This is a genomic window from uncultured Roseovarius sp. (assembly GCF_947259555.1).
In the GTDB taxonomy this organism is placed as follows: domain Bacteria; phylum Pseudomonadota; class Alphaproteobacteria; order Rhodobacterales; family Rhodobacteraceae; genus Roseovarius.
This window is the reverse complement of sequence record NZ_CAMYMD010000078.1, coordinates 1-9250: the sequence shown is the minus strand read 5'-3', so window position 1 is coordinate 9250 and position 9250 is coordinate 1. Positions and strand designations below refer to the sequence as shown.

The 9250-nt window shown below is 62.2% G+C and carries 13 protein-coding genes and 1 pseudogene; 6 read left to right on the top strand and 8 right to left on the bottom strand.

What is annotated here, in order from left to right; translation table 11 throughout:
* Window positions 1-316 precede the first annotated feature (316 nt).
* The 4 genes from Q0X85_RS12830 to Q0X85_RS12815 all read right to left on the bottom strand — a co-directional run bounded on the left by Q0X85_RS12830 (window position 317) and on the right by Q0X85_RS12815 (window position 2292).
* On the bottom strand, window positions 317-511 hold the full coding sequence (locus Q0X85_RS12830; RefSeq protein ID WP_297772456.1) for a hypothetical protein: 195 nt from the start codon (window positions 509-511) through the stop codon (window positions 317-319).
* 61 nt (window positions 512-572) lie between these two features.
* Window positions 573-1181, bottom strand: a complete 609-nt coding sequence (locus tag Q0X85_RS12825; RefSeq protein ID WP_297772455.1) for a pyridoxamine 5'-phosphate oxidase family protein — start codon at window positions 1179-1181, stop codon at window positions 573-575.
* Between the two features lie 11 nt (window positions 1182-1192).
* Window positions 1193-1657, bottom strand: coding sequence for a DUF1348 family protein (locus Q0X85_RS12820; RefSeq protein ID WP_297772454.1), 465 nt, complete (start codon window positions 1655-1657; stop codon window positions 1193-1195).
* A gap of 86 nt (window positions 1658-1743) precedes the next feature.
* Window positions 1744-2292: a carboxymuconolactone decarboxylase family protein gene (locus Q0X85_RS12815; protein WP_297772453.1), complete on the bottom strand. Its 549-nt coding sequence runs from the start codon at window positions 2290-2292 to the stop codon at window positions 1744-1746.
* A 168-nt stretch (window positions 2293-2460) separates the two neighbouring features.
* On the opposite strand from Q0X85_RS12815, the gene Q0X85_RS12810 reads away from it, so the two are divergent.
* Window positions 2461-3063 (top strand): TetR/AcrR family transcriptional regulator, encoded by a 603-nt coding sequence (locus Q0X85_RS12810; RefSeq protein ID WP_297772452.1) that lies wholly within the window; start codon window positions 2461-2463, stop codon window positions 3061-3063.
* 55 nt (window positions 3064-3118) lie between these two features.
* Here Q0X85_RS12810 and Q0X85_RS12805 read toward each other — a convergent pair whose 3' ends face one another.
* Genes Q0X85_RS12805 through Q0X85_RS12795 form a run of 3 tightly spaced genes read right to left on the bottom strand, consistent with a single transcriptional unit; the run spans window position 3119 to window position 4701 of the window.
* Window positions 3119-3283 (bottom strand): hypothetical protein, encoded by a 165-nt coding sequence (locus tag Q0X85_RS12805; protein WP_297772451.1) that lies wholly within the window; start codon window positions 3281-3283, stop codon window positions 3119-3121.
* A 47-nt stretch (window positions 3284-3330) separates the two neighbouring features.
* Window positions 3331-3852, bottom strand: a complete 522-nt coding sequence (locus Q0X85_RS12800) for an SDR family NAD(P)-dependent oxidoreductase (RefSeq protein WP_297772459.1) — start codon at window positions 3850-3852, stop codon at window positions 3331-3333.
* 27 nt (window positions 3853-3879) lie between these two features.
* Window positions 3880-4701 (bottom strand): SDR family NAD(P)-dependent oxidoreductase, encoded by an 822-nt coding sequence (locus Q0X85_RS12795; protein WP_297772450.1) that lies wholly within the window; start codon window positions 4699-4701, stop codon window positions 3880-3882.
* On the opposite strand from Q0X85_RS12795, the gene Q0X85_RS12790 reads away from it, so the two are divergent.
* The 5 genes and pseudogenes from Q0X85_RS12790 (at window position 4685) to Q0X85_RS12770 (ending at window position 8333) form a co-directional block, all read left to right on the top strand.
* The gene (locus Q0X85_RS12790; RefSeq protein WP_297772458.1) at window positions 4685-4990 is read left to right on the top strand and encodes an AraC family transcriptional regulator N-terminal domain-containing protein; all 306 of its coding nucleotides are present in this window, start codon (window positions 4685-4687) and stop codon (window positions 4988-4990) included. The genes Q0X85_RS12795 and Q0X85_RS12790 overlap by 17 nt on opposite strands.
* A 14-nt stretch (window positions 4991-5004) precedes the next feature.
* A complete protein-coding gene (locus Q0X85_RS12785) occupies window positions 5005-5187 on the top strand; it encodes a helix-turn-helix domain-containing protein (protein ID WP_297772457.1) in 183 nt (60 codons plus the stop codon).
* A 155-nt stretch (window positions 5188-5342) separates the two neighbouring features.
* Window positions 5343-6278, top strand: a pseudogene (locus tag Q0X85_RS12780) (site-specific integrase).
* A 12-nt stretch (window positions 6279-6290) separates the two neighbouring features.
* Window positions 6291-7517: an IS91 family transposase gene (locus Q0X85_RS12775; protein WP_297772449.1), complete on the top strand. Its 1227-nt coding sequence runs from the start codon at window positions 6291-6293 to the stop codon at window positions 7515-7517.
* Between the two features lie 528 nt (window positions 7518-8045).
* The gene (locus Q0X85_RS12770) at window positions 8046-8333 is read left to right on the top strand and encodes a hypothetical protein (protein ID WP_297772448.1); all 288 of its coding nucleotides are present in this window, start codon (window positions 8046-8048) and stop codon (window positions 8331-8333) included.
* Window positions 8334-8682: 349 nt separating this feature from the next.
* On the opposite strand, the gene Q0X85_RS12765 is transcribed toward Q0X85_RS12770, so the two are convergent.
* Window positions 8683-9250, bottom strand: a 568-nt coding sequence (locus tag Q0X85_RS12765) for an IS110 family transposase (protein WP_297772447.1), incomplete at its 5' end; no start/stop codon positions are given.

Genomic DNA, 9250 nt, shown 5'->3' with positions numbered 1-9250 from the left:
GCCAGTCAGAGCCGCGGCCCCGGCGGCGGCCCCGGCCGCAGCCCCGGCAAGAACCCGGCGGCGGGCGAGGTCGACATGTTCGTGCGTGATCCCGCAGCCGCAGTCGTGGTTATGATCTTGTGTCATGGTCAGTCTCCTGTTCAGGTGTGAGGACAGCGCGGCGGTATTGCCGCGATGCCAGGTTGGCGGGATCACACCGACCGCATCAGGAGACAGCCGTCACCTGGTCGCGGTCGTGGGTCACGCCGCGGGCGAGAGGGAGCAATGTCCGCTTTCCTTCGGGATCGGTACCCTCACGGGGGTGCCGAAATCGGGATCAGTCCGCCAGCAATTCGGTCAATGCGAGGGCGCAGGCGACTGTTTTCATAGGCGCGTGGGAGTCGGGGGCGGCCTTGGTGGCCACCTCTATCCGGGCTTGATCGGGCTCCGTCATGGCCGACGGTATCGCGATGTTGCCGACGGTAATCGCCATGGCCAGGGCCGAGATGAGAAGCGAGTTTCTGTCTTTCATTTTAATTATCCACTTCGTGGCTTGAAATCCGGGCCTGCGCCCTTGGGTTTGATCCTTCCGGTCAGGTCGGGGAAATCCCGGCCTTGGTCAGTCTGTCTTCCAATGCGTCGATACGGGCCTGAAGCCGGGCAATCTCGTCGCCATGCTCGGCATCGGTACGGCGCACCGGGATGTGCTGGGGGCAGTTCCAGTCATAGGCTGCGACACGAATGATGATTGCGCGCTCGGCCGGCGGGGCCCCGGGCGAGGAGAGCAAGCCGATCACATCGGCGTTCTCGGAGATTTCGACCGTGCCCCACAGCTTCAGCCGCTTGCGCGCCGGGTAATCGACCGCGATGATCGCCACGCGGGGATTGGTGCGCAGGTTTCCGGTGCTGATATATTGCAGGTTGCCGCGGTAATCGGCATAGGCGACGGTTTGCGGGTCGATCACCCTGAGAAACCCGGGAGCGCCGCCGCGGAACTGCACGTAGGGCCAGCCGGTTTCCGAGACGGTGGCCTGAAACACCCCGTCGCGCGCCTCGAGGAAGCGGGCCTCGCGCTCGGTCAGGCTGCGCCCGCCATCGCGGTCGGGCGAGAGGGCACTCGCGTAGAGCGCGGCGGAGCCAAGACGCTCCTGCTCGGCGCGCACGGTCGGGGTGAAGGCGATATCGGCAACTCCAAGAGGCATGGCTCAACTCCTTAGAGGCCAAGGGCCGACAGGCCGGGGTGATCGTCCGGGCGACGCCCGAGCGGCCAGTGAAAGAGACGCTCCTGCTCGGTGATCGGCAGGTCGTTGATCGAGGCAATGCGGTGCCGCATCAGGCCGTTTTCGGCGAATTCCCAGTTCTCGTTGCCATAGGCGCGGGACCACGAGCCGCTGTCGTCGCGGTATTCATAGGCGAAGCGCACGGCGATACGGTTGCCCTGGTGGGTCCAGAGTTCCTTGATCAGCCGGTACTCGTGTTCGCTTGCCCATTTGCGGGTCAGAAACTCCGTGATCCGTTCGCGCCCTTGGAATATCTCGGCGCGGTTGCGCCACTGGCAGTCGGGCGTATAGGCGAGCGCGACCTTTTCGGGGTCGCGGCTGTTCCAGCCATCCTCGGCCATCCGGACCTTGGTGATGGCGGCGGCTTCGTCGAAGGGTGGCAGCGGGGGACGTGTCATTGGGCGACCTCCTATTTGGTGGAATTCTGGCGCCCCGGCCGGGACAGGGAGCGATCCGCGTGGGGGATGCCGGGGCGCCGCCGGGATCAGGCCACCTTGGCGCTGACCACCGGGAAGTCGATCGGCGTCTCGAACGCAGAATTGATGTAGTTGGTCAGCGTGTTGAGCGCGACATGCGCCACGATCTCGACGACCTCGGCCTCGGTGTAGCCCGCCGACTTGAGCGCAGTGATATCGGCGTCCCCGATATGGCCGCGCTCGGTGACGAGCTTGACCGCGAACCCGACGGCGACATCAGCCTTGGGGTCGAAGGAGGAGGCGTTGCGGTTGGCGGCGATTTCCGCCGCGTCGAGCTTGGCCACATGCGTGCCGAGATAGGTATGGGCGGCAAGGCAATACTCGCAGCCATTCACCTGCGCCACGGCGAGTGCGATGCGCTCGCGGGTCTTGGCGTCGAGGCTGCCCTTGGCGAGCGCACCGTTGAGGCTGAGATAGCCTTCGAGCGCGGCGGGGCTGTTCGCGGTGATGCGAAAGAGGTTCGGCACGCTGCCAAGCATTTGACGCACGCCGTCGAGCAGCGGCTGTGCCGCAGCGGGGGCGGCGTCGATCGAGGTGGGAAGAGAAATACGTGTCATGAGGGATCTCGCTTTTGATTAAGTTGGTGAAAATTATATACAGACCGATCTGTATATTTGTCAATCATTAGCTATCCAGTTTGCATGCACCGGTTTTGAAAGTAGCCCTTGAATCCCTGTAGTATTTCTGTGACAAGTATACAGAACTGTCTGGTAAGGTTTATGAATATGCCGAAATCCCGCCGTGACGATCTGGTGGATACTGCCCTAAAACTTTTTTACGCGGGCGGCTTCAATGCCACCGGAATCGACAAGATCCTGGCCGAATCCGGCGTCGCCAAGATGACTCTCTACAAACATTTCCGGTCCAAGGATGAGCTGATTCTCGCGGTACTGCATCGGCGCGATGAGCAATTCCGCAACTGGCTGATGGGCGAGATGGAAAAGGCCGCGCCCGATCCGCGCGGGCGGCTGCTGGCGATGTTCGACGCGCTGGGTGTTTGGTTCGAGGGGCGGGCGTTCAAGGGCATGGGGTTCCACGGTTGCGCCTTCATCAACGCCGCCGGTGAATTCGGCGACCATACCCATCCAGCGCACCGCGCCGCCGCTGAACACAAGCACAGCATCGTGACCTATCTCGAAAGACTGTGTTCCGAAGCAGGCGCGCCGGAGCCACGGCACCTGGCCGAGCAACTGGCCCTGCTCAAGGAGGGGGCCATCGCCACCGCCCATGTGCGCGGCATGCCCGAAGCGGCGCAGATCGCCAGGGACATGGCCGCCGGGATGATCGAAGCGGCCCTCGGGGAGGCATCGCAGCCCGCAAAGGATTGATCCTCCGAATCCGCCACGCAGCGCGGCCTGCAGCGTCACCTGTGCTGGCCCTGTTTCATGAACCCACGGGATCGGCACTGTTGAGGTCTTCTACCACGAACAAGAGCAGATCGATCTCGTCACGCACCACTGCAGCATCATCGAGACCGGGAGCACATCTTTCCGCTTCGCTCAAAGCAAATCCCGCAACAAAACCTGAACCCGAAAAAGCAAAGCCCACAGACGAGCCTGCTATTTCGAGGCCGCTCGCCTGTGGGCTTTGCCACCTCAGGGGCGAGTTATTTTTAAATGATCAAACCGGGTCAGTCTTGAATGCACTTTGACATGCAGGGCCTCCGACAGGCCTTCAACGGCGAACTTGGTGCCGTGATAGAGCGTGCCCAATGGAAAAGTGATCTGCCCCCCAATGGACGAGATATTGATGACCGTGCCCGCGCTGTTCTCCCGCATATGCGGCAGGACGGCCTTCGTTACCTCCAACAGTCCAATCACATTGGTGTCGAACTGACGCCGGATGCGGTTCATCGTAAACGCTTCGAGCACGCCGTAAGCGCCCGAGCCTGCGTTGTTGAGCAGTACGTCGATCCTCTTGGAACGGTCGATGCCGGACTTTGCGGCAAAGGTGATCGATGCCGGTTCGGTCACGTCGAGCCGGGCCAGATGGACGTGGTTGAGACGGGCAAGCTCGCCCGCATTGTCGGGGGCACGCATTGTTGCGATGACGTTCCAGCCTTCGGCCTGGAAGTGTTTGGCGGTCGCCTCGCCGATACCCGAGGAGGCCCCCGTGATCAGAATTGTTTTTATGGTCGGTCTCCTTCAGGCGTTGAGCTTCAACATGTCTTCGATGCCGAGACTGGTCATGACATTGCGCGTCAGATCGTTCAGCACGTCGTTGTAGCGTTCGATTTCGGGGCCGACGCCGAATTGGTCGACCACGGTTCGGAAGGGTTTTTGCCCGAACCGCCGTTCGAGCAATCCGACGACCGCTTCCGCGATCCTTTCGGGGCGCTGGTCTGGCGTCGCGGTCAGCATCTCGGCCAGACCGTCGGCCGACTGTGCGGGGGCGGCGGCGAACTCACCGTACTCCGCCTCGCGCGCCGGGTCGTTCGGCGCGACCATGCCATCGAAAAAGGCCGTCGGCATCGCGCCGGGTTCGATGAGGCAGGACTCGATACCGAAGCCCGACAGTTCGGTCCGATAGCACTCGACGATGGCCTCGAGCGCCCACTTGGACGCGCAATAGGTGCCATAGAACGGCGTCGCAATCCGTCCGATCAGGCTGGAAGTGTAGAAGACCGTGCCGCGCCCCTGACCCCGCATATGCGGCAAGGCAGCCCGCATGACGCGCTGCACGCCCATGACGTTCACATCGAACACCCGAGCCATGTCTTCGGGCGACATCAGTTCCTGAATGCCGTAGGAGCCAATCCCGGCATTGTTGAAGAGCACGTCGAGCCCTCCGAGCGCCTCGATGGCCTGCGCTATCCCGCGGTCGGTGCTTGCGGTATCGGTGACGTCCATCTCGACGATGGAGGCGCCTGCGGTTTCAAGCTCCGCAACCGTGTCCGCGTTCTTGCCCGACCGGCTGCGGACGCTTCCGGCGACCGTGTAGCCCTTTTCCATCTGCCTCTGCGACACCGATCCGAACCTTGAGGACGCGCTTCTCCGCTACTTTCTTCAATGCGACAACGAAGAAACGCGGCACCTCCTCGCGCCGATCACGTCCCGGGAAATCCACGCAAGGCTGCTGTTAGGGCCACATGCGGCTGTTCTTCGACGATTGCTCTGGCACGAAAGCACCGCGAGCCGCATCCATCTGGCCACACGCGACATTCAGGCCAATCTGTCCGATGCCATCGTTGTCGGAGACCTCGCCCAACGCGTCGGCATGAGCACTCCGCCTTCTTCGAGCAGTTCAAGGCCGTAACCGGGACGTCGCCGCTGCAATACCAGAAAGATCTGCGGCTGTTAAAAGCCCGCGAGGATCTGAAAATGAGCCGCGCAAAGGTCTCCGAGATTGCATTCAGCGTCGGCTACGAAAATTCCGCACAGTTTTCGCGAGAATACGCGCGAAAATTTGGAAGATCGCCGCGACAGGACCGTCGAGCCTTAGCCGCCGGGTAAGAGCAGATGGATATGGACGGCCCTAGGACGAAGCGGCTTCGCGGCATTGGCGCATTTGGCTGATGGAGTGAGCAGCCCGTAGCGATGCGCATTTTGTGATCTGACTGACCTGACGGACGATTGGGGCCTTCTCAATCATCAGACAGGAGGCTTTCATGACAGAGGAGAGAGTAACCCCGCTGCGTCAGCGGATGATCGAAGACATGCGCATCCGCGGGATGGGCGACAAACATCAAAAGTCTCATATTCGGGCAATCAAGGATTTTGCGGCGTTCCTCGGGCGATCACCCGATACGGCGATGCCTGAGGACCTGCGCGCCTATCAGCTCCATATGACAGACACGGGGATCACCCCATCGACCTTCAACACGCGTATTGTGGCGCTCCGGTTCTTCTTCGGGATGACCTGCGGGCGCGAAGAGATGAAGCGCTACATGCAATTCCGCACCGAACCGCGCAAGCTGCCTGTGGTCTTCAGCGTGGATGAGGTGTCTGACATCCTGATGGCAGCGCCCGGGCCCGGGCTCAAGTATCGCGCCGCGCTCAGCATTTCCTATGGTGCGGGGCTCCGGGCTGCCGAGGTCTGCAACCTGAAGGTTGGTGACATCGTGCCGGAGGCGCGTCTTCGACATCGTGCCGGAGGCGCGTCTTCGACACGACAGCGATCGGATGCTGATCCACATCGAACAGGGCAAGGGCCAGAAGGACCGCAAGGTGATGTTGTCGCCCGGATTGCTCGAGCTGCTGCGCGCCTGGTGGCGCGAGGCGCGTCCCGAAGGCTGGCTGTTTCCAGGCAAGCCGAAGATCAACCCGATCTCACCGCGCCAACTGAACCGCGCCTTCACCTCGGCCAAGCACATGGCCGGGGTCAAAAAGCCCGCGACCCTGCACACGCTTCGCCACAGCTTCGCCACTCACCTTCTGGAGGCGAACACCGACGTGCGGGTCTCCAGGTCCTGCTCGGCCATGCCAAGCTGACGACGACCGCGCGATACACCCACGTGGCCCCCAAGACGATCCGAGACACGGTGAGCCCCTACGAGATGCTGGCGAAGTTGCAGGACCAGACCGTAAAGCGAAGCCTGGAATGACCGGGCACCGGGGTGGCCCGGCCCAAGCTCGAGATCGCTGACATCTTCCGCGCGCACGGTCCTGCGTGGCGGCGGGCCAATGCGGGGCATGTCAGCCTGTCCCAGTTGAAGGTGATGTCGGCAATCGAAGCCTGCCGGTCTGAGGCGCTCGGTGGGCATGTGGCTGGTTGCGCCAAATGCGGCCACCATCACGTCGCCTATAACTCCTGCAAGAACCGGCACTGCCCGAAGTGTCAGGGACCGGCGGCGCGGGACTGGATGGCGGCGCGTGCCGAGGACCTGCTGCCCGTGGAATACTTCCACGTCGTCTTCACGATGCCAGCCGAGATCGCGCAGATCGCCTTTTGGAACAAGCGGACGGTCTACGGTCTGCTGTTCAGGGCCTCGGCGGAAACCGTGATGGCAATCGCCGCCGATCCCAAACGCATGGGCGCGAAGGTCGGCATGACCAGCGTGCTCCATACCTGGGGTTCGGCGCTGACACACCACCCGCACATCCACATGATCGTGCCGGGCGGCGGCCTGTCGCCCGACGGCGCGAGGTGGATTGCCTGCAAGCCGGGGTTCTTCCTGCATGTGCGGGTTCTGTCGCGACTGTTCCGGCGCCTGTTTCTGGAGGGGGTAGTGGATCTGCATCGCGCCGGACGGCTTGCCTTCTTCGGCGACCTCGAACGGCTGACGCATGCAGATGCCTTCGCCACCTGGCTCGCCCCGTTCCGCAAATCCGAATGGGTGGTCATCGTGCCGGAGGCGCGTCTTCGACACGACGCCAAGCCGCCTTTCGGCGGCCCAGAGGCCGTGCTCGCCTATCTGAGCCGCTATACCCACCGCGTCGCCATCTCGAACCATCGCCTGGTCAGCGGCGATGCCCATGCCGTGGCCTTTCGATGGAAGGATTACCGCATCAAATCAGGCGACCGGCAAAAAGTCATGCGGCTGGCCACGCCCGAGTTCATCCGCCGGTTCCTGATCCACCTCCTGCCTGACGGGTTCCACCGCATCCGGCACTACGGCCTGCTGGCCAGCGCGACCCGCAAAGCCAACATCAGAATGATCCGCGCCTTGCTCTGCGTCCAGCGGCCTGAGCAACTCGCCGTACAGGAACCACAGACCGAGATCGCCCCGCTCACCCTGCGCGAACCGTGCCCCTGCTGCGGCGGCCCCATGCGCATAATCGAAATCTTCCGGCGCGGGCAAAAACCGATGTCGCGCGCCCCACCGAGGGAGCAGGCCGCATGACATATCGCCCGTCATCCACTACGGAGCACCACCGGCTACAGCCCGCAGACCCGGTCCGAACGGCGTGTGCTCGATCGTCTCCAGCGCGTCACGAGGCGGCAATAACTCCAAAACGCAAAGCCTTGTCGAGATCATCGGCCGGGTTTGCGACCGTATCAGGCACCTGGAGCGCCATCAGCAGCACTCCGGATGCAACCGTCGCCCCAACCGTCCGCGCATTTTCCCCATAGCCTGCTCCAAGACCCACGCGGCTTCCACCTTGGGAGGTTTTCCAACGCGGGCCCTGGTCGCGCGAATGAGCAGCGTTCCGCCGCGACCCGCATCGGAAAACCTTCGCCAGTCCGGACGTTAGCTTCAGCGACCGACGTCGCGGTGCAGCTTTCGCAATTCTGCTTTTCGTAACCCGCGCAGCGTTCTATCGATCTCGATCTAAATTCTCTGAGCCGGTTGGTCGCCGTGTGCTAAGGTACATATGCTGGGCTGCTTGCGGCGGATTGATACCCAACGAGAAGCTTAAGGAGATAGACGATGTTTGCACGCGTGACGAAGTACAAGATGAAGCCTGGATCACGGGATGCCGCGACCGTGTTGCTGAACCAGTTGAAGGACTCGATCATGGGCATGAACGGCATGCACAACTTCGTCAACGTTATGAACGAGGACGGCAGTGGCTACGTGATCTCGGTGGTTGAAAGCGAAGAGACATCAGATGCGAACGCGGAACAGGTGCAGGCACTATGGGGCCAGTTCGCAGAGCATTTGGAAGGCCCACCTACGGCCGAGGGCTACGACGTAATCGCCAATTGGGCGAACTGAGGTCAACAGCTCGGTCGGCGGGATTATCCCGACGACCGGTGAGAGGTCGCTGCATGGAGCCGGACAGAATACCCTCAGCCAACTGCGGGTATTCAAAAACTTCGGCCCGCATGTATGTGTCGGCTGCTGTTCGCAATCGAGCATTTGGCACGATTTCGGAAATCGCTCAAATGTATCCGGCCTGTTGATCGGCTCGCGGGCCGTGGCCTTGATGGGGTTACGCACGCGCCGTGGTCTTATTACCGGCAAGGTCCATGATGGCCATTTGGGCCGTCAGACTCTGGGGGCGTATTTTCTCCGGTCCATGCTGTCCTCTCTATCGCGAACTCCTTGGTGACCGTGGAATGCGTCAGATCGCTTCCATGGCCGCGTCCTGTGGGGCGTCGAACCGGGTGCCCTTCCGCAGAATACTCCAGGCGGTTCGGGCGAGTTTGTTGGCGAGTGCTACAGCTGCCTTATTGCGTGGCATGCGCGCCACCGCCTCGGTCAGCCACGGGCCAAAGCTGAAGGCGGACCATCGGTGTGGCCGCATCATGATCACTTTCGCCGCTTGCACGAACAACATCCTCAAATAGCGGCTGCCGCGTTTGGTGATCCGGCCGAGAATGGTGCGACCGCCGGTGCTGAATTGTCGGGGCACCAAGCCCACCCATGCCGCGAAATCACGCCCTCGGTCGAAGGCCTCGCCTTGGCCGACAGCCGCGACCATCGCCGTCGAGATCATCGGGCCGATGCCGGGGATCGTCATGATGTTGGCGCAGTTCTCCTCGGTGCGGCTGATCTCTTCGATCTCGCCAGAGACATCCTCGATCCGTTTGTCCAGCCAGAGCCAGTCGCCATAGAGCCCGATCAGAATGCCGCGCATCCGGGGCGAGATCTCATCCCGTCGCTGGTCGAGGATCGTCTCGAAGGAATTC